This window comes from Streptomyces sp. S186 (assembly GCF_051603415.1).
Lineage (GTDB): Bacteria > Actinomycetota > Actinomycetes > Streptomycetales > Streptomycetaceae > Streptomyces.
In genome coordinates, this window is record NZ_CP193932.1 from 1,417,754 (window position 1) to 1,440,448 (window position 22,695).

The window sequence follows — 22,695 nt, forward strand, 5'->3', positions numbered from 1 at the left end:
GCAAAACCGCATGTGACACGGCATCTATTCGCCTACTGAGCCGCGTTGTTGCCTGTTTCCGAATGTGACATGCGAAATCCATATGACGTAAAGTCTCGGTGAGTTGTCGATCAAGGCGCTGCCGTTGACCAGTGATTGACGACCGCGGTAGCGCCCGCTCCCCCCTCTCCCCAATGGTTCAAATCGGCGTGCACCGAACCCGTCGTGTGCACGTCGCAGAAAGGCATGCCCATGTTCCGAATACGGTTGCCGAAGACCGCTGCGCTGGTCGCAGCGGGCGGCATAGGCGCCAGTATCACCACCATCGCCGTACCGTCCGCCTACGCGGTCACCCCCGCCCCGGCGGAAACCTGCACCGTCCGCCCCGCGGACAAGAACTCCGAAGCGCCGCCGAGCTGTCTCGGCGTCACCGCCTCCCTCGACGGCCTCCCCGCCATCGGCGAGCGGACCACCCTCACCGTGGCCGTCACGGCACAGACCGACGTCAAGCGCGCCGGCCTCTCCCTCCAACTTCCGCCCGCCCTCCGGATCATCGACCGGAACCCGGCCCTCGCCGCACCCACGGCAGACCCCTTCGGCCAGCGCACCAGCCGGACGCTGTCCCTCACCCCGGGCACCCGCACCATCAAACTCAAGGTCAAAGCCGTCGCCGCGGGCCCCGCCCAGATCCAGGCGGACGTCAGTGACATCGACCGCCCCGACCCGCACCGCGCCGGTCACGCCTCGGTGGAACTGACCATCGGCAAGGCCAAGGGCTCCACCACCAAGGGCATGTCCGTGACCAGGGCCGACGCGACCCCGGCCGACGGGCCCACGGCGCACGACCGGCCGGCACACCCGGCACGCCCGGGCGCCGCCGCCCCGGCCGCACCGAGCGCTCCCGCTCCCCCACAGGCCGCCGCCCCCGGCAAGCGCTACGCCCCGGTCTGCGTCAGCGGCACGCTGCGCAACCGCTTCCAGTCCTCCGAGGGCGGCAGCTGGAACCGTAAGGCCGACCGGGACCTGCCGGTCAGCAACGCCAACGTCACCCTCTGGGGCAGGGCCACCGCAGGCGGCGGTACGCAGAAGCTCGCCGCGGGTCTGACCGGCAACGGAGACGGCACGTTCAAGCTCTGCTACACGCCGAGCACATCCGTCACCTCCCAGGTCTGGGCGGAGTTCCAGACCCAGGCCGGCACCATGTGGTCGGTCGTCGACGGATACAACCGCCACTACTCGACCACCTCGAACGCCCTGAGCAACGTCTCCGGCAACGCAAGCCTGGGCACCGTCTACGCCAACAGCGGCCAGAGCCGCGCCTGGCACGCCTTCGACACCCTCAACAAGCTCTGGTGGGACCGCGGTTCGACCAGCACCTGCTGGACGAGCAACCAGCAGAACGGCCGCTGCACCCCGATCACCGTCCAGTGGTACCCGGGCTCCCGGGACGGTACGTACTGGACGAACCGCGACGACAAGGTCCACCTCGCGGACAGCGACCCCGACTCCGGCCACACCACCATCCACGAGGCCGGACACTCCCTCATGGGCAAGCTCTACAACGGATGGTGGCCGTACGTCACCAACTGCTCGCCCCACTACGTCAACCGCAACTCCTCCACCACCTGTGGCTGGACCGAGGGCTTCGCCGACGCCGTGGCGTTCCACACCTTCAAGGACACGGTCATGACGTGGGGCAACGGCAGCTCCATGAACCTCGGCAACGACCGCACCACACGCGGCATGGACTGGGGCGACGCCTGCGAGGCCCGGGTCGCCACCGCGCTGGTCGACCTGTGGTCCCAGGTCGACGGCGGCTGGACGAAGAGCAACACCATGATGTCCCGCGAGCGCCAGTCCACCTTCCGTGAGTACTTCCTCACCGACCGGCCCGCCTATGGCCTGGACAGCGGATCGAAGGCCCGCAACATCCTCTACCACCACACCATCCAGTACTGATCCGCCAACCTCGCTCCATCGGCCTCCCCGAGCAGCAATCAGCAATCACCAATCAGCAAACGAAGGCCCCCATGCACGGCTTCCGCAGACCAACGCGCACATCAACACGCATCTCAACGCGTACATCAACACGCACATCAAGGCGCATATCAAGGCGCACCAAGGCACTTCTGCCCACGATCGCCGCCGCCGTCCTGTCCGGCGGACTCCTGCTGAGCATCGCCCCCCAGGCCCAGGCAGCCGTCACCGGCACGGTCACCGGCGGACGAGGCAATTTCAGCAATATCAACCAGCGGTCCCAGCCGTCCCTTTCGGCCGGCGTCACCGGAAGCTCGCGGGTCGGCGACCGCATCCCGATGTCCTGCCGTACCACCGGCGACGTCGTCGAGAACGACTCCCGCTGGATCTGGTCCGGCACGTTCTACATCGCCGACGCGTTCATCCGGGAGGACACCGGGAACCTGCCGGTCTGCGCCTCGACCCAGCCCACCGGCCGCAAGGCGCTCGACATCAGCATGCAGAAGCAGGTCAAGAACCAGTGGTGCTGGGACGCCACCGGCCTGACCATAGCCAACTACTGGGGCTACACCCGCTACAACCAGTACGACTTCTGCCGCCTGGCCGCCCAGGGCAACCGGCTGGACTGCAACAACCGCCCCGCCACCCTCGGCGACATGGCCAACGCCCTCCGCAACATGGGTTTCCGCAGCAGCGGCACCGACCTGTACCGCAACGCTTCCTTCGGCGAGACCCGGACCGAGATCGCCAACGGGCGCCCGTTCGCCGTCCGTATCGGCTGGAACTCCGGCGGCGGCCACATGAACGTCATCTACGGCTACGACAGCACCAGCAACATGATCGCGGTCGGTGACCCCTGGCCCACCACGAAGACCTACACCTGGTGGAACTACTCCGCCTACTCCGCGAACAACTCCTTCCGGTGGACCCACACACGCATCGGCATGCTCGGCTAGAGGAGACGACCCATCATGCACCGTACGACCAGACGCGCCGTCACCCTGTTCGCTGCCACTGCCGTCGCCGCCGCCCTCTGCGGAATCGGTTCAGCAGGGGCCGCCGACGGAGCCACCGCCCCCGCTCCCGCGGCGACCGACTACGCCGCCGCTCAGCAGGTGCTGCGCTCCGACAAGGTCCACGACACCGTCGCCCGCTTCCTGACGGCTGTCGAGGGCCGCACCCCGGCCGGCGGCGCGGACGGCGGCACGGCCGGTGCCCCGCGCAGTCTCGCGCAGGCACCTGCCGCCGCATCCGGCTTCGACCTCAAGAAGCCGGTTCCCCTCTACGAGCTCTCCCCCGAGTTCGTCACCGGCAAGACCAGGCCCACCGCCGGCTCGGCCCTGCGGCTGTCCTACCTCGCCTCCCGCGTCTCGGCCGCCGGCGGCCGTCAGGCCGCCGTCCTGCTCGCCCCGGAACAAGGCGGCCGTGCCTGGCAACTGGCCGGCATCCGCGACGGCGACGCGGACATCAGCGCCGCCGAACGCGGCACGGGCCGGGCGCAGACCTTCATGGAGCCGCAGATCCACGGCTGGTACCGGCTGACCGGCGGCGGCTCCGTCGAGCCGCTCAACCAGGAAGCCCGGACAGCCCTCCAAGGCAAGCCCCGCGTCTCGCTCGCGGCATACCAGCAACTCGTCGCCAAGCGTTACGCCGACAAGCTTCCGGGCTCGGCCTACGACCGCAAGGGCCTCGCCGGCGGCTACCCCCTCGCCGAGAACCAGACCTCCACCACCTCTCCCCCCTCCTCTTCCTTTCCGTGGCTCCCGGCCGCCTCCGGCGCGGCAGCCCTGGCGCTCTCGGGCGCGACGGTCCCCCACCTGCGCCGCCGTCGCCGCACCGTTCCTGGCCAACACGCCTCTGCACCGCGTTAGCCGTCCGTTAGCACAACGCCAACCCGACCGTTGAAGCTCGTTGTCGTCCAGGAGCGAGACGAGAGAACGCAGCAACGGGAGGACAGCGATGACGCATCGTGGAGACGGGCGCGCCGCAAGTGGGATGTTCGGGCGCCAGGGGGCGAGGTTCGCCGCGGTGGGTGTCGTGGGGGTGGCTGCGGCGGTGCTGGCGGTGACGCCGGCGTTCGCCAAGGGAAGTGTCACGCTCAGTGTGTCGCCAGGCACCGTGAAGCTCGGCCAGAGCGTCTACGTCAAGGGGCAGGGGGACAGTGACGCGGTGCAGTATGCGAAGTTCTGCGCGCAGGAGCGTGTCGGGGCGCATGGCGCATGGCACACCGTCAAGTGCGGCCGCATCGTGGCCGTGGGCGCCGGCGAGGCCAAGGCCGATGTGAAGGTCAAGGCCGGCCATCGGGGCGTGCTCCAGTTCCGTGGGGTGCTCTACGGCGTCGACGGCCCGCGCGGCGGCCACCCGCGCGCGGACATCACCACACAGACCAAGACCGTCCACGTACGCTGACCCGGCGCCCGGTCCGACCGGGCCGCCGCCAGATCGAAATCGAGAACACGAGAACACGAACAGTGAAGGCCCGGTGGATCCACCGGGCCTTCACCTGTGAGTAGCGGGGACAGGATTTGAACCTGCGACCTCTGGGTTATGAGCCCAGCGAGCTACCGAGCTGCTCCACCCCGCGACGGCACGGTGAACTGTACGGCATTGGCACGGATCCACCGAATCGACGTCTGCCGCCGACCGCCCTGTGATCCGGGGTGTCGAGGTGTCGAGGTGTTCTCGTGCGCGCCGGGAACAGCCGGCCCGGCCGCGCTGTTGCACGACCGAGACCACACGTATTCCTGCAGGAGGACTGTTACATGACTGACCGGCCCTTGACGCTCATGGCGGTGCACGCCCACCCCGACGACGAGGCCACCGGAACCGGAGGGGTCCTCGCGCGGTACGCGGCGGAGGGCATCCGCACGGTTCTCGTGACGTGTACCGACGGCGGTTGCGGTGACGGACCGGGGGGTGTCAAGCCGGGCGATCCCGGGCACGATCCGGCGGCCGTCGCCTTGATGCGCCGTCGAGAACTCCAGGCGAGCTGTGACGTCCTGAAGGTCAGCGATCTGGAGATGCTGGACTATGCCGACTCCGGGATGATGGGCTGGCCGAGCAACGACGCCCCCGGTTCCTTCTGGCAGACCCCCGTGGAGGAAGGCGCCGCCCGACTCGCGGAACTCATACGGCACTACCGACCCGATGTGGTCGTCACCTACGACGAGAACGGCTTCTACGGCCACCCCGACCACATCCAGGCCCACCGCATCACGATGGCGGCGCTGAAGATGACCGCGCTGACACCGAAGGTGTACTGGACGACGATGCCCCGCTCGATGATGCAGCGGTTCGGCGAGATCATGCGCGAGTTTCATGAGGACATGCCGGAGCCGGATCCTGCCGAGGCCGCCGCGATGGCCGAGATCGGCCTCCCCGACGACGAAATCACCACGTGGGTGGAGACCACCGCGTTCAGCGGTCAGAAGTTCGACGCGCTGGCCGCACACGCCAGTCAGGGCGAGAGCATCTTCTTCCTCAAGATGGGCAAGGAGAGGTTCGGCGAGCTGATGGGCATGGAGACCTTCGTACGCGTCCAGGACGCCACCGGCGCGACCGTACCCGAGGACGATCTCTTCGCCGGACTCCGCTGATCCGCCGTCCAACCGGGGCCCGGGGCCACCTTCGACGACAACACCCCCTGACCGGCGCAAACGCTCCAGGTCCTGTCGACGTCACCCGCGCCGCAAGCTTTCTGCAACCGCCCGGCAAGCCTTTCGCACACCCACCCGGGCAGCTCCTCCATACCCCCGCGGATCGGCCGGGGGCAACGGGAGGCGGCCGTCACGACGACGGCGGCGGACAGCAGACATTGGGGGATGTCATGTCGGCAATCACCACGTCCTACGGACTGGGACGGGAGAGCCAGAAACCGGAGCACAAGCGCGAGTGGCTGACGCTGGTCGGCCGCAAACGCGTCCTGGTCATCGTGCACACCGTGCCCTACGGGAAGCGGCTGCAGGAGGTGTTCTCGCTGCTGGAGTCGGACTTCCGCATCCAGGTGATGTTCACCGCGCCGCCGCATGAGTTCGGCGACGGGGTGGCGCAGTTGCTCGGCCGGCTGGGCAGTGCGCAGCTCACCTGGCAGGAAGCGGTGCGGATGGAGTTCGATCTCGTACTGGCCGCCGGTCCGCGCGGCGTGGAGGAGATCCGGGGCCCGCTGATCACACTGCCGCACGGCGCCAACTACCTCAAGCGGGTGGGAACTTCGGACGAGCAGTGGGTGGCGGGACTGTCCCGGCGGGACATCGTGCCGGACGGCAGGCCGCTGCCGGCCGCCGTCGTACTGCCCCACGAGGACGATGCGGGCGAACTGGCACGTCACTGCCCGGCGGCCCTTCCCGTGGCGGTCGTGGCCGGTGACCCGGCGCACGACCGGATGGCGATCAGCCTGCCGCAGCGCGATGCCTACCGTAGGGCGCTCGGCATCGGCGCCGGGCAGCGGCTGATCGGCGTGGTCTCCACCTGGGGTCCGCATTCGTCCTTCGGCTCGTTCGAGACGCTGTTGCCCCGGCTCCTGAGCGAGCTGAACGACGACTCAATACGGGTGGCCGTCCTCGTCCACCCCAATGTGTGGTCCGGGCACGGGCCCTGGCAGGTACACGCCTGGCTGGCGCAGTGCCGGACGCGGGGCATCGCGGTGGTGCCGCCCGAGGCGGACTGGCGTACGGTCCTGATCGCGGCCGACGGCATCATCGGGGACCACGGTTCGGTCACCCTCTACGGCACGCTCACCCACGCGCCGATCCTGCTGGCGGCGTCACCGGAACGGGAGATCAACCCCGCCTCGCCGGCCGCCGCGCTCGCCGTCACCGCACCGACGCTGTCACCCGCCCATGGGCTGCTGGAGCAACTGGACTACGCGGCGGCCGAGTACCGACGGCAGGACTACGCCGCCATCGCTGCGCGTATCACCTCCGAACCCGGCCGGTTCAGCCGGAACATGCGGCGGCTGATGTACCGCGTCCTGGGACTTGGCCAGCCCGCGTTCCCGGCCGTCACCCGGCGCCTGCCGCTGCCGCCGGCGCTGGATACCTGGGTGGCGAGGGATGACGGGGATGCCTGGCACGCGGGAGAGTCGGAGGTACCGGCATGACGGCGTGCACGTCCGGTGCGCCCCGGTGGGTGCGGCGCGGCGGCCGGCTGGTGAGCGTCGAACCGGCCACGGCGGCGGGCGGCCGGTGGGCCCGGCCCGGCACCGGGGCGCCGACGCTGCGGATGGTTCTCGGCACGCCGGGGGGAGCGTATGTGGTGGAGGCCGTGACGGAAGGCGGGTACGCCGTCAACGCACAGGACGACGGGACGGCCAGGAACGCCGATGCGCCTGTCGACGCAGGCCGGCTGCCCTGCCTGCATGACCACTTCGCGGTGGATATCGACCTCTGCACCGAGGAACGCTGGCTCGGGTGCGCCGACCTGCTGCACGGCAGCGTCCCCCGCCCACGTGCCCACGCCCTGCGCTGGGTGGCGGACGTACTCGCCGACCGGGTCGGCTGCCGGCTCGCCACGCTGCCCCTGGATGACGGGGGCTGGGCGGTGGCGGAACGCCGGGGCGGCCGGGGGCAGGTGCGACCGTGCCTGGTGCCCGCGCCGTCCTGGTGCGGAAGTCCGCCCACGGCCCCGGACCGAGCGTTGCTCCCCTCTTGCCTGTACGGCTGGGCGGCAGCGGGGCAATCCTGGGGCAAGCTGGCGTCGATGGTCGTACTGACGCGCGCTACGTACACAGCTTGAGGGCCTGCTACATACCGAGGCCCTATCGCGCCGAGCACGCGCCGCGCAACGGAAAGACCGGGCAACGGCAAGACCGAGCAAGGGGAAGGCCGAGCAAGGGGAAGGCCGAGCACCGGGAATACCGCCGCCGCCCACCGCGTTGTAGGCCCGTAGGGGGCGCTCGCACCCCCTACGGGTTCCGTTCGAGCCCCCCTGAATCCGCCCTCAACAGGTCCCCCCGCCCAGCTCCCCCAACCGCCCCGCCAGCCGCTCCGCCTCATCAGGGCTGTGCGGCAGGTGAGCCGCCCGGGAACGCTCGTAGAATTCCCGGGCGGCATCCGTATCGCCATGGTGCTGGGCACTCCGGCCGAGCAGTTCCAAGGCCCTGGCCCGCCAGTGAGCCGCTCCCGACGCCTCGAAGACGGCCAGCGCCTCCCGGAGCTCACCAATGCCCCGCTCGTAGGCATCGGCCCTGGTGTCTGCGGCTCGCTTCCCCGGGCTTGCGGCCAGTGTGTGCGCGTATCCGAGGAAGGCCAGCGCCCGCGCCGCGTCGTACGGGTCCCGTACCTCGGTCAGCGAGGTGTGCGCCTGGGAGAAGCAGCCGACGGCGCGGTCGATGTCGTCGTCCTCCAGGGCGATCTCACCGACGATGATCCGGGACAGCGCGGCACCGCGCTGATAGCCGCAGCTCTCCCACGCCGTGATGGCCTGGGAAAGGTACGAGACGGCCTGCCCGGTGCGGCCCGCCTCGCGATGGCACGTGCCCAGGCCGTGCAGCGCCTGTCCTTCGTCTCGCACGTCGCCGGCCTCACGCGCGGCGATCAGGGACCGGTGGTACCAGTCGATGGCATCGTCGATGCGATGCGCGCTGGTGAGGCCGATGGCGCCGGAGTTGAGCATCTGGCGCTCCGCGGTCCGGTCACCGGCGCGTTCCGCGGCGGCAAGTCCCAGTTCGTGGGCCTCGATCCACAGGCCGTAGTGTCTCAGCCGCAGAAACAGCGGCCACATCGCGTCGACGATCTGCCAGCCCGTGTCGTACCAGCCCTGTCGGGTCGCGGTGCGGACGGCTTCCAGCAGGTCCAGCCGGTGCGCGGCCAACCACTCCAGCGCCCCGGTCTCGTCGTCGAACGGGAGCGGGAGGCCGTCGGGGCGGAAGGCGAAGTCCCGCCGCAGGGTGAGCTGAATGGGCGTCAGCAGCCGCTGGGCCTCAGTGGCGGTCGCCAGGTACCAGTCGCACGCCCGGCGCAGGGTCTCGCTGCGGCCGTCGTCCGTCTCGTCCAGGAAACCGCGCTCGCGCGCATGGAGCCGCACCAGATCATGGAAGCGATAGGCGTCTGGCCCGGACTCCTCGATCAGATTGGCCTCAAGCAGCGCGTCGATCAGCCGCTCGGCCACCCGCAGGGGCACCCCGCAGACCGCCGCCGCGCTGCGCGCTTCGAATACCCGTACCGGCAGCAGGCCCCAGCGCCGGTACAGTCGCGCCGCGCCCTCCGACAGGACCGCATACGAGCCGTCCAGTCCGCTGCGTACCGCCTTTTCCCCTTCCACTGTCAGCTCCTCCAGGCGATCGCGGTCCTCCGCGAGCGCGTCGACCAGGGCGCGCAGCGGCTGCTTGGGCCGCGCTGCGAGACGCGCGGCGGCCAGGCATACGGCCAGGGGAAGGCCGGCGCACAGCAGAACCACCTCGCGAGCCGCGGCGGCCTCGTTCTGCACGCGTTCCCGACCCACTCCTCGCGACAGGAGTTCCTCGGCCGCTGCCGGGTCCAAGACGCCCAGGTGGTGCACCCGAGCGCCGTCCACGCTCAGTCCGGTCAGCCGGTTTCTGCTGGTCACGACGGTGAGGCCGCGTCTGCCGCCGGGCAGGATGGGCCGGACCTGGGCCGCGGACAGAACGTTGTCGATCACTATGCCGATCCGGAGGTCCGCGGTGACCGAGCGCCAGAGCGCGGCTTGTTCGGCCAGTCCGGCCGGGACGGGGCCCACTCCGAGGGCCCGTAAGAACTGGCCGAGGATCTCTCCGGGCTCGGCGGGTCCCTCGGGGGAGTGCCCGCGCAGGTCGGCGTAGAGATGGCCGTCCGGATACGCCTCGTCGGTGTCGCGCAGCCACCGTGTCACCAACGCCGTCTTCCCGACACCGGCAGGACCGCTGACCACTATCAGCGGCGGTGAGTGCCCGTCGTGTCGGGAGCGCAGATCGTCCAGCGCCGCCAGGTCGTCGGAGCGGCCCATGAAATGGGCGGTGAGGGGCGGGAGTTGGCGTGGGACCGGAAGGGGTGGCCGTTGCTCGGCGCCATGGAGATGGATGCCGCCGGTGACCTCTCCCGCCTGGATGACGGGGCCGTTGACCTGTGCCTCGCCGCCGACCACGTTCTCGTCCCGACGCATCCGCCCCCCTGTTCCACCAACCCCCGCTACCGATCACCTCTGCACCAAAAAGTGGATCGACTCGCTCGCAGATCGGTCACGGATGGGTGATCGGTCGCACATTGATCGGAGGGGAACTACCCATCAAGTACGGTACAGAGACCCTGACATAGAGCGATGGCATAGGAATCGGCCATTGCGCCAGGCCCTCTGGCCCCTCTTTTGTGACCCCTGTCATAGTCGTTGACGGCGGGGTGTGCACTGTCAGGGGGAGGCGCTGGTGGACATCCAAGTGCTCGGCCCGGTCGGCCTCGTGGCACAAAGTCGCTGTTTCGGCCTCGGTTCGGACAAAGAACGTCTGATCCTGGCCTCACTCGCTCTGGCGGTCGGCCGTCCGGTCTCGCTGGACGCACTCGTCGGCCGCCTCTGGGAGGGCGATCCGCCGGCCAACGACCGTAAGAACGTGCACGTTTACGTGTCGCGAATCCGCAAGGCGCTGCGCGAGTACGGCGCCGGACCCGACGTACCGCGTATCTCACATCAGGCGCACACCTACGCACTGCGCATGGACGCGGGCTCGATCGACTGGCATCGCTTCCAGCGCCTGGCCTCCGAGGCCCGCTCCACAGCGGACGGCGGAAACACCGAAGCCGCCGTCGACCTCCTTCACCAAGCCGACGATCTCTGGCGTGGCGACGCGCTCGCCGGGCTGCCCGGGCTGTGGCCCGAGCGCACACGAAGGAAGCTCGCCCAGCGGCGCCTTGGTGTCACGTCCTCCCGGATCGCCCTCGAACTGCGGCTGCACCGCTTCGCCGACGTCGTCGGGGACCTGGCCGACCTGGTGGACCAACACCCCGACGACGAAACGCTGATCGGCCATCTCATGGTCGCCTACTACGGATGCGGACGGCATGCCGACGCCCTCCGCGTCTACCAGGTCGCCTTACGCAGACTGCGCGCCGAGTTGGGCACGGAGCCGGGTGAGGAACTGGCGCGCATCCATCAGCGCATCCTCCGGCGCGCGCCGGTGCGGGACCTGCTTCCCGGGGGCGCCGAGTCCACCGGGTCCACGGGGCCCGCAGGGCCCGCCATGCCCCTCGCATCCGCCGCGTCCGCCGCAGCCACCGGGACCGTCGCGGCCGCCGGGTCCATCGCGGCCCCCTCAGGCTCCGTACCGCCCATGGTGATGCCCGCACCGCACAATCTGCCCCGGCAATCCGCTCTCATCGGACGGCAGGCGGAGCTACGGCGGCTGAGCCGGGCCGTCGAAGCGGTCGCCGACCACGGGTCGGTGGTCACCCTGGAATCGATCTCCGGGATGGCCGGGATCGGCAAGACGGCGCTGGCGATCAATGCCGCGCGGCACATGGGCGACCGGTTCCCCGACGGGCAGCTCTATCTCGATCTCCGCGCCCACGCGCGCGTACAGGAACCGCTGGAAGCCGGCCAGGCGCTCGCCATGCTGCTGCGCCTGCTGGGTGTTCCCGCCGACGCCATCCCCGCCGACATCGAGGAGCGCACCGCACTGTGGCGCACCATGCTGGCGCGCCGGCGCGTGATCCTCGTCCTGGACGATGCCACCTCGCCCTCCCAGGTCATCCCGCTCCTCCCCAGTGATTCCCCCAGCCTGGCGATCGTCACGAGCCGACGGCACCTGGCCGGACTGCCCGGCGCCCACTCACTGGCTCTGGACGTACTGCCGCCACAGGACGCGATCGCGCTCTTTCTGCAGTTCGCCGGGGAGCACCGCAGTCAGGACATCAGCGAAGTCGCGCAAATCGTCCATCTTTGCGGGCATTTGCCGCTGGCGATCGAGCTGGTCGCCAACCGCTTCAGCACCCACCCGTCATGGACGCTGGCCACCCTCCGCGAGCGCCTCACACGCGGTTCGGGACGGCTGGGAGAAATCCGGGACGCCTACCACGAAATAGGCCGCGCATTCGAAATCTCGTACCAAACGCTGACGCCCGGCCAGCGTTCCGCATTCCGCCTGCTCGGTCTGCATTTGGGATCGGAGTTCGGACCATACGCGGCTGCCGCCCTGCTGAACCGGTCGCTGGAGGCAACCGAGCGGCTTCTTGAAGGGCTACTGCAGTGCCATCTGCTACAGGAACCCTCCCCTCACCGGTACCGGTTTCATGATCTTCTGGGTGAGTACGCGCGCGCCCTGGCCAACTCCACCGACGACGACGTCGAGCGGTGTAATGCCCTCAACCAATTGGCCGATTTCTATCTGTGCACCGCGTCACGGGCCGATGCGCTGATCTACCCTCAGCGGCTGCGCCTGGCCCATGAACTCGCTCCAGGGCCTTGGCCCTTGCCTCACTTCAGCGATGCTGATGACGCCCGGTCATGGCTGAGCCTCGAACGCGCCAACCTCCTCACCACAGAGCACTACGACCGCGTGCACAGCTCCCCCGGGCGCGCCGCCCAGCTCTGTCACGTTCTGGCCGGCTTCCTCGACGCCGAATGCCACTGGACGCACGCCGACCGGCTGCACGGACACGCCGTCAGCCACTGGCAGCGCACCGGTGACCGGCGCGCGCTCTGCCTCGCCCTGCTGGATCTGGGCGGCGCGCACGCACAGACCGGCCACTACCCGCAGGCCGAGGAAGCCTGCCACCGCGCACTGGAACTGGCCCGCACCCTGGGCTACCCGGATGCGGAGAGCGAGGCGCTGCGCGCGCTCGGCGTACTTGACTGGAATCGCGGAAAGTACCGGACGGCCCTGGACTTCTACTTGCAGGCGCTGGCCGTACAGAATGAATCCGGAAACGCGGCGAACCGCGCCAGGTACGTGAACAACATCGCCATCGCCCTGCTGCACCTGGGCGAGTACCAAAAGGCGCAGGAGCGTTTCCTGGAAGCCATTGACGAATCCCAGCGGGCCGGCGACACGAGGACGGTCGGCAAAACGAAGAACAACCTGGGCGATCTTCATGTACGCATGGGGAATATCTCATTCGCTCGACGGTACATCGAGGAAGCACTCGATATCGCCAAGGAAATCAGGAATCCGCATGACGAAGCGATAGCCCGGTTCAACCTCGCAGAGATTACGGCACTCGCCGGAAACGCCGAGGAAGCATCAAGGCTCTACCGGGACTGCCTCCTCGATTTTCAGCGACTCGGTGACCGGAAGAACGAGGCCAACGGACTCATCGGCCTCGGCACCGCCCAGCACAGTCTGGGGCGCTTCCCCGAGGCCGTCGACTACCACACCCGGGCGCTTGACCTCGCACGCAGCATCGGCGCCCGCTACGAGGAGTGCCGCGCCCTGCGCCACCTGGGGAACGCGGAAGCCGCCATGCGACAGCTGCGGCCGGCCGCCGAGCACTTCGAGTCCGCACTCCTCCTGGCCCGCCGCACCCAGGATCCCGAGGAAACCGGGCGAGCATTAGAAGCCCTGGCGGAAATCCGACACGATGAAGGCGACCTCGATGCAGCGCAAATGCTTTTGGAAGATGCTCTTGGCATATTCCGCGAGCTAGGCGACAAGGGCGCGGCCGCGCGCGTAAGCGGCCGGCTACGACAGGCCTCGAATGAGGCGGCGGACTGACCCCAAAGGTTCTCTCCAGAACCTATAGCCCGGATTCGCAATGCCGTTCAGCCCGGTGTAGCGTCGCTTACGCATTTTGATTCTCCGACCCCGGTATCCGTGCGCTGCAAATGTGCGCACGGATACCGGGGCATGAAAGAAGTAAGGCTAACCTCATGCTGCGTGCTGCCTCTATCGGCCTGCTCGCCCTTATCCCCACGGTGGCGATGGCCGCCGCGCAAGTGCCCTGCACGCCCCACCCCTCGACAGCCGTCCTCCCTTCCGCATCACACACCCGCGCCGCCCACGAGACGTCAACCGCTACTGCACCGACCATCTGCAACCCGTCCGTCAGCCAGGACGCCTGAAGAAATCACCGGCGTGGGCCCCGCCAGGACCGAGGCCCTGGCGGGGCCCACGCCCGGGTGACTTGGCTACGAGGAGGTATTGATGCTGTCGGAGCCGTCGTCGACGCGGGCAGTGGGGGCAACCCTGAGAGCCTCGACGAGGTCGCTGCGGACGAGCTTTTCGGCCAGCTCCTCGGAACAGGCGATATAGGTCGAGCACAGATCCCAGTCGCAGCCGACCACCCAGCTGCGGTCTTCCGGCCACCAGTGCTCAGGTCCCCCGTGCTCCTCGCCCATGTGCGTGCGGACCGCTTCCAGCGCGGACAGCGAGGACTTCCAGACCATGGGCTCCTTGCCGAAGAGAGTTCTGGCGAGCTCATAGCTGAAACAGATTCCCTGATCCGGGGCCGTGGCGCCCGCGAGAATCTCCGCCAGGCCGCGCCGGGTTACGAGGTCGGCCTCCGCGTCAGGGGTCTCCCACTGCTCCCCGACGGGCGGGGTGAGCATTTCCTGCCGCAGCGGCCCGCCCGCCAGCTCGCCGTGGTAATGCACACCGGCGGCCTCAGCCATCTCCCGCCATGTCCGGCGCAGTCCGGGGTCCTCCTCCACGGTCCATGCGTGAAAGACGCGTACGTACGCGGAGAATCCCTCGGGGACGACCTCGGTGACGACGTGCTCCCACACGTCCGTGCTGGGCGTCAGTCGCTCATGCAGCCAGGCCAGTGCGCCCTTGGCGTCCGGCACTACCTCGATCTCAACTGTTTTCGGCGCATTCTCCACGCCTCCCATCATCGCGGATGGCTCCCGGCGGTGGACCCGGCGGGCAACGCGTACGGCCACCGCGGATCATCCGAGTGCGGGGACTCCGAAGTGCGGTGGCCGGGCCGCGGAGCCGGCCGCTGTGTCGGGTGCCTCTCAGGTGCGGTAGGCGTAGTACGCGGCGGTCGGGTACGACACGATGAGGCTGGCCACCGACCTGTTGTAGGTGTCGGTGGAGTGATAGGTGACGTACGGCATGCCCTGCCGGCTGCGCTTGGTGACGATCATGGAGTGGTCCTTGGACCCGTCCTTGTCGAAGTCCAGCTGCAGCACGTCGCCGACGTCCATCTGGTAGACGTTCGCGAGGCTGGTGGCGCGCTTGGACGACAGGGCGAACCAGGAGAACTCGTTGACGCCGACGAACGAATCCGACTGGATCTCGGCGTTGCCGAACCACTTGTGGAAGTCCGTCGTGTAGCCGGGGACGTGCTGCCAGCCGCCGGCCTTGAGGGACTGGCTGACGAAGTTGGTGCAGTCCCCGCCGGCGCCGGCGCCGCTGAAATCGGGGTAGTCCGGGTTGTAGTCGTTCCAGTACTTCGTCGCGTAGGCCGCCATGGCGTGGTAGTCGTACCCGGTGGCCGTGAAGTTCTTCGGGTTGCCCGGCGCGGGCCACGTCGTGGCCGAGCGGGTCGCCGAGGGCGGGTCGGCGGCGGTGGCCGGCGCGGCGACGAACGGCTTCGCGGCAGACGGCTTGGCGAGGGACAGCTTGGCGGTGGACGGCTTGGCGACCTGGTTCACCGCGAGGTAGCCAGCGTCGGTGTCGCGGACATCGGTCAGCCGCCAGTCACCCTTGCGATCGGCCTGGAAGGAAAGTTCGTGGTGGGCCCGGAACCCGGTGGTCTCGGGCCGGGCACCCCTGGCCGCCTCGTACGCCAGAGTCGTGGTCTCGGTGACGTCGACCGTGGCATACCGGCCTGCCACCCAGGTGGCGTCCAGCGTGACACGGGTGCCGGCTCCGCTGTACCTCTCACCGAGCCGGGCGAGGCGGGACTTGCGGGCACGCAGTGCGTCGAGCATCGAGCGCTCCTCGCGCGACTGCGTCTCGGACAGGCGCACTTTTCCGGTGAAGCCGGATGTCCGCTGCGGGTGCGACTTCTGACGCCCACTACGGACATCGCTCACCAGGGACTGCGTGCGATCGGTGAAGACCGCGTCGGCCAGGCGCTGGAACGCGGCCTTGGTTGCCGAGTCCACCGTCGGGCCGGCCGGGCCCGCCGCGCTCGCGCTCCCGTTGGGCAGCAGGATTCCTGTGACCACCGAGGCTGTCGCCACCGTGACTATGGTGGCGCGGCTCCACTTGCGGCCTGTTCTCGTGGATTTCAACGATGTTCCCCTCTGCTCCGGTACACAGCCCGGGCGATCGGATTCTGTACGAGATGTCTGAAGTATGTGAAGAGGCGTGGGCAATCGGAGCCAGGCCGGCTTCCGGGTCATGGGACGACCGTGGACCAGTCCGGCGACTGGGCCGGATCCAGGCCGCGCAGGCGCTGCAGCGTTTCGGGCTTCTGCACGTCGAGCCAGTCGGCGAGTTCCTTGAAGGACACGCACTTGACGCCCTTCTTGGCGCAGGTCTTCCTGACCACCTGGTCGAGGGCCTTCATGTAGATACCGCCGTTCCAGTCCTCGAAGTGGTTGCCGATGAACAGCGGTGCCCGGCTGCCGTAGTAGACGCGGTTGAAGCCTGCCATGTAGGAGTCGACGGTCTGCCGCTCCCAGGTTGCGTACTTGGCCGGATCGCCCTTGGTCTCGCCGTGGGACTGGTTGTAGAGGAAGTTGAAGTCCATCGACAGGCCCTGGTAGTCGCCACCGGGGTACGGAAGCATCTGCAGCGGAAAGTCCCAGATGCCGTTCTTCTTGCTCGGCCATATCTGGAAGTCGCCCGGGGAGCTCGCGTCGTAGCGCCAGCCGTAGCTCTTCATGGCCTTGAGCAGGTTCGGCCGGCCCTCCAGACAGGGAGCTCGGCCGCCGGCCACCTCCTTGCGGAAGTCGAAGGGCAGCGCGGGAGTGTCCTTGTCGCCGGTGTTGGTCCGCCACTTCTCCACGAAGTCGTAGAACTGGTCGATCTCGCTCTTCCACTCCTGCACGCTCCAGTCGGCGCCTCCCTTGGCGCCGCAGAAGTGGCCGTTGAAGTGGGTGCCGATCTCGTTGCCGTCCTCGTAGGCCGCGGCGAGCTGCGTCAGGGTGGTGCGGATGTGCTCGTCGGTGGGGTAGCTGATCGCGGCGGAACCCCTCGGGTGCTGGGGCGGGTGGTAGAGATCCTTCTTGCTCTTGGGCAGCAGGTAGATGCCTGTGAGGAAGAAGGTCATGTGGGCGTCGTAGCGCTTGGCCATCTCGCGGTAGTGGGAGAAGAGCCGGTCGTCGCCCTCCAGCGCGCCGTCCCAGGAGAAGACGACGAACTGGGGAGGCACCTCCCCTGGTTTGAGCGGCACCGCCTTCAACTGCCCTTTCTGCGGGCCGGTGTAGGAGGTCGATCCGTCCCCGAGGATCTTCGTGGTGCCGTCCCACTCCGGCTGCTTGCGAGGCGGCGGCGGGCTCTGGGCGACCGCTCCCCCCTTACCGCCGGAGGGAGCCGAAGCCTGGCCGTCGGTCTGGGTCAACACCAGGTAGCCGGTGGCGGCCGCGCAGACGACGAGGGCGGCTGCCGCGAGGGCTGCGCATCGGGTACGGACGGGGCGGCGGGGTATGCGCGCCTTACGGCGGCGGCCCGGAGTCGACTTCATACAAGGCTCAATCTGCGAGGGATGTTCCAGTACGGATGCGGATACGAGTGCGGGTCCGGGTACGGGCCCGCAGATCAGCGCAGTGGCCCCATGGCAACCGCCCAGATGTCGTACGGGACGCTGTCGGCGGCGCTTCCCGCGAGCCCCTTCAGCGGCAGCGGTTCAAGGCTCTTGGCCAGGTCCATGCGGTAGACGACCACGGCCGTCGACACGGCGCGGGCCGTGCCGACATACCAGGCCGCCGTGTCGTCGGCGACGGTGCCGGCCTTGCCGGACACCCCCGCCGCGGCGGGAGCGGCGTCAGGGTGGGCGGCGCGGAAGGAGTCGGCGAGCGCCTGCGTCACCTCCCCGGCCACCTGGGCGGTTACCGCGCGGCGCGCGACCGGGAGGTCCAGCCGCACGGCCGAGCCGTTCCGGGTGACGCGGCGCACGGAGTACGGCTCGACGTGCTGCCCCGCGGCGGCGAAGGTGGCGTATCCGCTGGCCATGCGGATCGCGCTCGGTGTGGAACTGCCCAGGGACAGGGCCGGTACCTGTGGCCCCAGGCTCGACGACAGCAGCCCGGCCGCCTGGGACGTCTGCTTGACCCTGTCCAGGCCGGTGTCCATGCCCAGTTGCATGAAGGGGGTGTTCACCGACTTGGCGAGCGCCTCGCGCAGCGTCATCCGGCCCCACGACTTCCGGCCGTCGTTGTGGGCGGTGACCTTCTTGCCGCTGCGGTCCCAGTAGGGGCCCTCCGGTGTGCTGACGGGCACGCCGTCGTCGCCGTCGTAAAGGGACCGCGGGGTGACCTTCTCCCGGGGTGCGTCCCGCCTCCTCACCACGCCGTGCTCCAGACCTGCCGCGTAGACGAACGGCAGGAAGGCCGAACCGGCCGGTACCGTCCCGGCGTTGGACTCGTTGTAACCCTGCTTCCGGTGGTCCGGGCCGCCGTAGACGGCGAGGATGCGGCCGTCGGTGGCCAGCGACGCGACGCCGTAATGGGCGGTGGCTGCCGCGTCCGGGTGGGTCTGCCGGGCCTTCTTGCGCGCCCTGGCCACCTCGGCGTCGAGGGCCGCCTCCCGTTTGCGGTCGAAGGTGGTGTAGATCTGATAGCCGCCCAGGTCGAACTGCCGGTCCGAGAGGTGCCCGGCGTTCTTGGCGTACTGGGAGGCGAGTTCCACCAGGTAGTCGCTCTGCTGGCCGGTGTCGTACAGCGGGTTCTGTTTGAGCGGCTCCGGGAAGGTCCGATACCCGGCCCGCTCGGACGGCGACAGCCTGCCGATCTTGACCATCCGGTCCAGGATCCAGTTCCAGCGCTTCACCGCCCGGTGGTGGTTGGCCGCGCTCAGAGTGGGGTCGTACAGGCCGGCGCCCTTGAGCAGCGAGGCCAGGAAAGCCGCCTGACTCGCGTTGAGTTCGCCGGCGTCCTTGCCGTAGTAGGCCTGCGCGGCGCGCTGGATACCGTAGGTGCCGCGGCCGAACCAACTGGTATTGAGGTATCCCTCCAGGATCTCGTCCTTGCTCAACCGGTTGTCGAGCTTGAGCGCGATCATCGCCTCGGTGAACTTGCGGCTGACGGTCTGGTCCTGGTTCAGGTAGACGTTCTTGACGTACTGCTGGGTGATGGTCGAGCCGCCCTGGGTGTCGCCCTGGCCGACCGTGCGCCACAGAGCGCGGGTGAGGCCCTTGAAAGAGACGCCGGGGTCGTCGTAGAAGCTCTCGTTCTCGGCCGCCAGCACGGCCCAACGGACGTCCTCGGGTATGTCTTTCAGCGGCATCGCCTGGCGCTGCACCCAGCCGGTGCGCGCCATGGGTGTGCCGTCGGACCAGAAGTACACGTTGTCCTGCTGGGTGGCGTACGCGTTCAGGTCCTCGGGTATGTCGGTGGCGGCGTAGGCGACGGCCAGGAACAGTCCGGTCAGGCCGACGGCCGTCGACACGACGCCCAGCCACTGCCGCCAGGAGGGCATCCAGCGGCGCCAGCCGGTGCGGCCCGGACGCGGATAACGCGGCCTGAGCCGGCGGGCGCACGGCGCCAGCCGCTCGATGAGGGGGCTCAGCAGCGTACCGATGCGCATGCGGGCGGATGACGACTGAGCGGGCTTGCGCCGACCGGGCCGCCCGTCGGTCCGCTCCGGCCGCCGCGTCGGTATGGTCTCGCCGGCCGGTGCAGGCGGTTCAACCCTCAGCTGCAGCGTGTGTTCCGTGTGGTCCGTGTGTTCAGAGTGTTCGGGGTCTGCGGACGTAGGTGCCCGGACGCCGTTCCCTTCACTGGCGAGAGGCTCCCGCTGTGTGATCCGCCGGCGACCCGACGGCCCGTGGATCTCATCCGGACCACCCGCCCCCCGCCCAGCCCCTGTCACTCCGTGTCCTCTCCGCACTCTGCGTGTGGCTCGCGCGGGGTGACGCAGCCGCCGCAGAGGCAACTGCCATCCCGCAACCCCCCAGCCACATCGCGACCTTCACCACATATCCAACCTATCAGCGACCTTTTCGAAATCTCCACACAAAGATCGAATGGAAACAACCAGGCATGGCCTGGCGCGGCCCCGTCCCGTCATCGCCGACAAGCCGGGAGCGATCGGATGCCGGCGGGCCGGTGGGCTGTGACCAACATCGTGAGGCCCGCACCTGCCGCCGCCGCGCGAACGCCTCGCCTGCCGTCGGCTCTCCCAGGCTTCGTCCCCGGTGCGCTTCAGGCGGGTGACCGTCCGGTGGCTTGCACCGGTGTCCGGGCCCGGTGCAGGAGCAGGAGCCTTGCCAGGCTTGTTTGCCGGGTGCGGCGGAACCGGCCTGATGGGAAGGGGAGGGGACAACGGGCTCCACAAACCCCGCGATTAACGAAACTGATCAGGTGATCAATATTTATCGTTGGCGCGAAGTACCCCCATCACCTACGGTTATTTTTCGTCGACGGCATTGTGTATTCGCTGAATTTTCGGGGGCGGTGAACTCGACATGAAAAGCCTGCTGTCCACTGAAGGAATGAGTCGCGCCGACGCGTTATCCATCGTGGCAGGCGCATTGGAATTCAGAGGTGAGTCTTCGGAGGTATCGGGGGTATCCGAGGTGGAGCCCTCCTCCCAGATCAGGCCCTTGCTGCGTGGACGCACGGTGGCCACGTTGTTCTACGAGGCATCTACCAGAACGCGTGTTTCCTTCGAGTTGGCGGCGAAGAGGCTGGGCGCCCAGGTGGTCAATCTGTCGGCCGGCGGGTCCTCGGTCGGCAAAGGGGAATCTCTCCGGGACACCGCACGGACACTGGCCATGATGGGCGTCGACTGTGTGATCGTGCGTCATCCGGCGTCCGGGGCCCCGCACCGTATCGCCGGCTGGCTGGCCGGTACGGGCACAAGGGTCGTCAATGCCGGGGACGGTATGCATGAACACCCCACGCAGGCGTTGCTGGATGTGACGACGTTATGGCATCGCCTGGGCGACCTGGCGGGCAGGAAAATCACGATCGTTGGTGATGTCCTGCATTCGCGGGTAGCGCGCTCGAATATGCATCTGCTGTCGACCTTGGGGGCGCACATCGCCCTTGTGGCGCCGGCGACGCTGCTTCCCGGCGGATTCGCTGCCTGGGCCAGGAGAATGCAGATATCCATCGGGCACGACCTCGACGCCGAGTTGCCGACGACGGATGCGGTCATGATGCTGCGTATCCAGACCGAACGCATGCAGGGGGGATTCTTCCCGTCGCTGCGGGAGTACGCGGAGAACTTCCAACTCTCCGTCGCGCGCGCCGACCTGCTGCCCGAGAAGGCAGTCGTGCTGCACCCCGGCCCCGTGTTGCGCGGCAACGAGATCAGCTCGGCCGTAGTGGAATCATCACGCTCTTTGATCGGCGAACAAGTGCGGAACGGTGTGTACGTCCGGATGGCAGTTCTGCATCATCTGCTCGCCGGTCGCGACGATGCCGACGGGAGGAATGTCGCGTGAGATCCCTCGTTGTGCGAGGCGTTCGACCGTACGGCGAAGAGCCGGTGGACATCCGTATCGCCGATGGGCGCATCGCGGAAATCGGCCACGGCATCGACGCTACCGACGCCGACGAACTCGACCGCCACGGCCTGATCGCCCTGCCTGGCTTTGTCGACCTCCACGCCCATCTGGGCGAGCCTGACGACGAAGAAGCCGAGACGTTGGAGAGCGGCTCGGCGGCCGCGGCTCTGGGCGGCTACACAGCGGTCTTCACGATGGCCGACAGCGATCCGGTCGCCGACAACCCGGCCGTCGTGTGCCGGACGTGGCAGCGCGGACAGTCCATCGGCCTGGTCGACGTCCATCCAGTAGGTGCCGTCACCGCCGGCCTGCGCGGAGAGAGACTTGCCGAGATCAGCGCCATGGCACGTTCGGATGCGGGCGTGCGGGTCTTCTCCGACGCCCGTCACTGCGTCGCCGATGCCCTGCTCATGCGCCGAGCCTTGGAATACGCCGCCTCGCTGGACGTCGTGATCGCCCAACGCCCGGAGGAACAGAGACTCACCGAGGGAGCTCAAGCCCACGAGGGTGCCAATGCGGCACGCCTGGGTCTGTCGGGCTGGCCTGCCGTGGCCGAGGAAGTGATGGTGGCGCGGGACGCGCTGCTGGCCGAACAGGCAGGCGCCGGCGTCCACTTCAGCCAGGTGTCTGCGGCGGGGACCATGCGTTTACTGCGGTGGGTGAAGCATCAGGGCATCCGCGTCACCGCTGACGTCTCGCCGCATCACCTCCTGCTCACCGATGACTGCGTAGCCGGCTATGACCCCGCCTTCAAGGTGAACCCGCCGCTTCGCAGCGCGGACCATGTGCTCGAGCTGCGCCGCGCGCTTGCGGAAGGGGTCGTCGACTGTGTGGCCACGGGCCACTCCCCCTGTCCGCCCGGCGCGAAGGAGCGGGAGTGGGCACAGGCCCGGTCCGGGGCCATCGGGCTGCAGACGGCCCTGTCGGTCGTGGTCAAGGCCATGGTGCTCACCGGGTGCCTGGACTGGCGGGGAGTCGCGCGGGTCATGAGTGAACGGCCGGCCCGGATCGCGGGACTGGCTGACCACGGCCGGCCCATCGCGGTGGGCGAGCCGGCGAATCTGGCCCTGGTCGATGGTGATGCGCAATGGACGGTTCGGGCAGCGGAGTTGGCGAGCCCTGGAGGCAATTCTCCCTACGTGGGAATGACGTTGCCGGCCACGCTCGTCACGACATTCCTGCATGGGCGCGTCACCGCCGATGCCGGGCGGGCGATTCGACCGTGCGTCATCGCAGAGTGACGGTCCGGTTT

At 68.6% G+C, this 22,695-nt stretch carries 16 protein-coding genes and 1 tRNA gene; 10 read left to right on the plus strand and 7 right to left on the minus strand.

The window, feature by feature from the left end; translation table 11 throughout:
• Window positions 1-246: 246 nt before the first annotated feature.
• Entirely contained in the window at window positions 247-1,938 is a 1,692-nt protein-coding gene (locus ACRAS8_RS06260; RefSeq protein ID WP_438484780.1) for a mycolysin, read from the plus strand.
• A 52-nt stretch (window positions 1,939-1,990) separates the two neighbouring features.
• Here the strand turns inward: ACRAS8_RS06260 and ACRAS8_RS06265 are convergent, their stop codons facing one another.
• Window positions 1,991-2,290, minus strand: a complete 300-nt coding sequence (locus ACRAS8_RS06265; RefSeq protein WP_438484781.1) for a hypothetical protein — start codon at window positions 2,288-2,290, stop codon at window positions 1,991-1,993.
• A gap of 4 nt (window positions 2,291-2,294) precedes the next feature.
• On the opposite strand from ACRAS8_RS06265, the gene ACRAS8_RS06270 reads away from it, so the two are divergent.
• From ACRAS8_RS06270 to ACRAS8_RS06280, 3 genes are all read left to right on the plus strand, one after another.
• The gene (locus tag ACRAS8_RS06270) at window positions 2,295-2,912 is read left to right on the plus strand and encodes a papain-like cysteine protease family protein (RefSeq protein WP_438484782.1); all 618 of its coding nucleotides are present in this window, start codon (window positions 2,295-2,297) and stop codon (window positions 2,910-2,912) included.
• Window positions 2,913-2,927: 15 nt separating this feature from the next.
• Window positions 2,928-3,827: a hypothetical protein gene (locus ACRAS8_RS06275; protein WP_438484783.1), complete on the plus strand. Its 900-nt coding sequence runs from the start codon at window positions 2,928-2,930 to the stop codon at window positions 3,825-3,827.
• Between the two features lie 88 nt (window positions 3,828-3,915).
• Window positions 3,916-4,365 (plus strand): hypothetical protein, encoded by a 450-nt coding sequence (locus ACRAS8_RS06280; protein WP_438484784.1) that lies wholly within the window; start codon window positions 3,916-3,918, stop codon window positions 4,363-4,365.
• Between the two features lie 101 nt (window positions 4,366-4,466).
• Here the strand turns inward: ACRAS8_RS06280 and ACRAS8_RS06285 are convergent.
• A tRNA-Met gene (locus ACRAS8_RS06285) sits at window positions 4,467-4,540 on the minus strand.
• Window positions 4,541-4,718: 178 nt separating this feature from the next.
• On the opposite strand from ACRAS8_RS06285, the gene ACRAS8_RS06290 reads away from it, so the two are divergent.
• From ACRAS8_RS06290 to ACRAS8_RS06300, 3 genes are all read left to right on the plus strand, one after another.
• Window positions 4,719-5,552 (plus strand): PIG-L family deacetylase, encoded by an 834-nt coding sequence (locus ACRAS8_RS06290; RefSeq protein ID WP_438484785.1) that lies wholly within the window; start codon window positions 4,719-4,721, stop codon window positions 5,550-5,552.
• A 230-nt stretch (window positions 5,553-5,782) separates the two neighbouring features.
• Window positions 5,783-7,054: a hypothetical protein gene (locus ACRAS8_RS06295; protein WP_438484786.1), complete on the plus strand. Its 1,272-nt coding sequence runs from the start codon at window positions 5,783-5,785 to the stop codon at window positions 7,052-7,054.
• Window positions 7,051-7,689 carry a hypothetical protein gene (locus ACRAS8_RS06300; protein WP_438484787.1) on the plus strand — a complete coding sequence of 213 codons (639 nt, stop codon included), beginning with the start codon at window positions 7,051-7,053 and terminating at the stop codon, window positions 7,687-7,689. The genes ACRAS8_RS06295 and ACRAS8_RS06300 overlap by 4 nt, the downstream gene beginning before the upstream one ends.
• Before the next feature lie 204 nt (window positions 7,690-7,893).
• Here the strand turns inward: ACRAS8_RS06300 and ACRAS8_RS06305 are convergent, their stop codons facing one another.
• Window positions 7,894-10,053 carry a tetratricopeptide repeat protein gene (locus ACRAS8_RS06305; protein ID WP_438484788.1) on the minus strand — a complete coding sequence of 720 codons (2,160 nt, stop codon included), beginning with the start codon at window positions 10,051-10,053 and terminating at the stop codon, window positions 7,894-7,896.
• A gap of 259 nt (window positions 10,054-10,312) precedes the next feature.
• Here ACRAS8_RS06305 and ACRAS8_RS06310 point away from each other — a divergent pair, with 259 nt between their 5' ends.
• Complete coding sequence (locus ACRAS8_RS06310; RefSeq protein WP_438484789.1) at window positions 10,313-13,591, plus strand: AfsR/SARP family transcriptional regulator; 3,279 nt, start codon at window positions 10,313-10,315, stop codon at window positions 13,589-13,591.
• A 413-nt stretch (window positions 13,592-14,004) separates the two neighbouring features.
• On the opposite strand, the gene ACRAS8_RS06315 is transcribed toward ACRAS8_RS06310, so the two are convergent.
• From ACRAS8_RS06315 to ACRAS8_RS06330, 4 genes are all read right to left on the minus strand, one after another.
• Complete coding sequence (locus ACRAS8_RS06315; protein ID WP_438484790.1) at window positions 14,005-14,697, minus strand: hypothetical protein; 693 nt, start codon at window positions 14,695-14,697, stop codon at window positions 14,005-14,007.
• Window positions 14,698-14,832: 135 nt separating this feature from the next.
• Window positions 14,833-16,008: an amidase domain-containing protein gene (locus ACRAS8_RS06320; protein WP_438484791.1), complete on the minus strand. Its 1,176-nt coding sequence runs from the start codon at window positions 16,006-16,008 to the stop codon at window positions 14,833-14,835.
• Window positions 16,009-16,166: 158 nt separating this feature from the next.
• Window positions 16,167-17,456, minus strand: a complete 1,290-nt coding sequence (locus ACRAS8_RS06325; RefSeq protein WP_438484792.1) for a hypothetical protein — start codon at window positions 17,454-17,456, stop codon at window positions 16,167-16,169.
• A gap of 74 nt (window positions 17,457-17,530) precedes the next feature.
• Window positions 17,531-19,516: a transglycosylase domain-containing protein gene (locus ACRAS8_RS06330; RefSeq protein WP_438484793.1), complete on the minus strand. Its 1,986-nt coding sequence runs from the start codon at window positions 19,514-19,516 to the stop codon at window positions 17,531-17,533.
• Between the two features lie 880 nt (window positions 19,517-20,396).
• On the opposite strand from ACRAS8_RS06330, the gene ACRAS8_RS06335 reads away from it, so the two are divergent.
• Together ACRAS8_RS06335 and ACRAS8_RS06340 are read left to right on the plus strand one after the other, a co-directional pair.
• On the plus strand, window positions 20,397-21,380 hold the full coding sequence (locus ACRAS8_RS06335) for an aspartate carbamoyltransferase catalytic subunit (protein ID WP_438484794.1): 984 nt from the start codon (window positions 20,397-20,399) through the stop codon (window positions 21,378-21,380).
• A complete protein-coding gene (locus tag ACRAS8_RS06340) occupies window positions 21,377-22,684 on the plus strand; it encodes a dihydroorotase (RefSeq protein WP_438484795.1) in 1,308 nt (435 codons plus the stop codon). The genes ACRAS8_RS06335 and ACRAS8_RS06340 overlap by 4 nt, the downstream gene beginning before the upstream one ends.
• Window positions 22,685-22,695: the final 11 nt, after the last annotated feature.

Excerpts from the sequence above, each read along its gene's own strand:
- ACRAS8_RS06265 (WP_438484781.1), bottom strand. The coding sequence starts at position 2,290 with ATGCGGTCGCCGACCCGCGAGCTTCCGGTGACGCCGGCCGAAAGGGAC.
- ACRAS8_RS06270 (WP_438484782.1), top strand. The coding sequence starts at position 2,295 with ATGTCCTGCCGTACCACCGGCGACGTCGTCGAGAACGACTCCCGCTGG.
- ACRAS8_RS06275 (WP_438484783.1), top strand. The coding sequence starts at position 2,928 with ATGCACCGTACGACCAGACGCGCCGTCACCCTGTTCGCTGCCACTGCC.
- ACRAS8_RS06280 (WP_438484784.1), top strand. The coding sequence starts at position 3,916 with ATGACGCATCGTGGAGACGGGCGCGCCGCAAGTGGGATGTTCGGGCGC.
- ACRAS8_RS06290 (WP_438484785.1), top strand. The coding sequence starts at position 4,719 with ATGACTGACCGGCCCTTGACGCTCATGGCGGTGCACGCCCACCCCGAC.
- ACRAS8_RS06295 (WP_438484786.1), top strand. The coding sequence starts at position 5,783 with ATGTCGGCAATCACCACGTCCTACGGACTGGGACGGGAGAGCCAGAAA.
- ACRAS8_RS06300 (WP_438484787.1), top strand. The coding sequence starts at position 7,051 with ATGACGGCGTGCACGTCCGGTGCGCCCCGGTGGGTGCGGCGCGGCGGC.
- ACRAS8_RS06305 (WP_438484788.1), bottom strand. The coding sequence starts at position 10,053 with ATGCGTCGGGACGAGAACGTGGTCGGCGGCGAGGCACAGGTCAACGGC.
- ACRAS8_RS06325 (WP_438484792.1), bottom strand. The coding sequence starts at position 17,456 with ATGAAGTCGACTCCGGGCCGCCGCCGTAAGGCGCGCATACCCCGCCGC.
- ACRAS8_RS06330 (WP_438484793.1), bottom strand. The coding sequence starts at position 19,516 with ATGCGCATCGGTACGCTGCTGAGCCCCCTCATCGAGCGGCTGGCGCCG.
- ACRAS8_RS06335 (WP_438484794.1), top strand. The coding sequence starts at position 20,397 with ATGAAAAGCCTGCTGTCCACTGAAGGAATGAGTCGCGCCGACGCGTTA.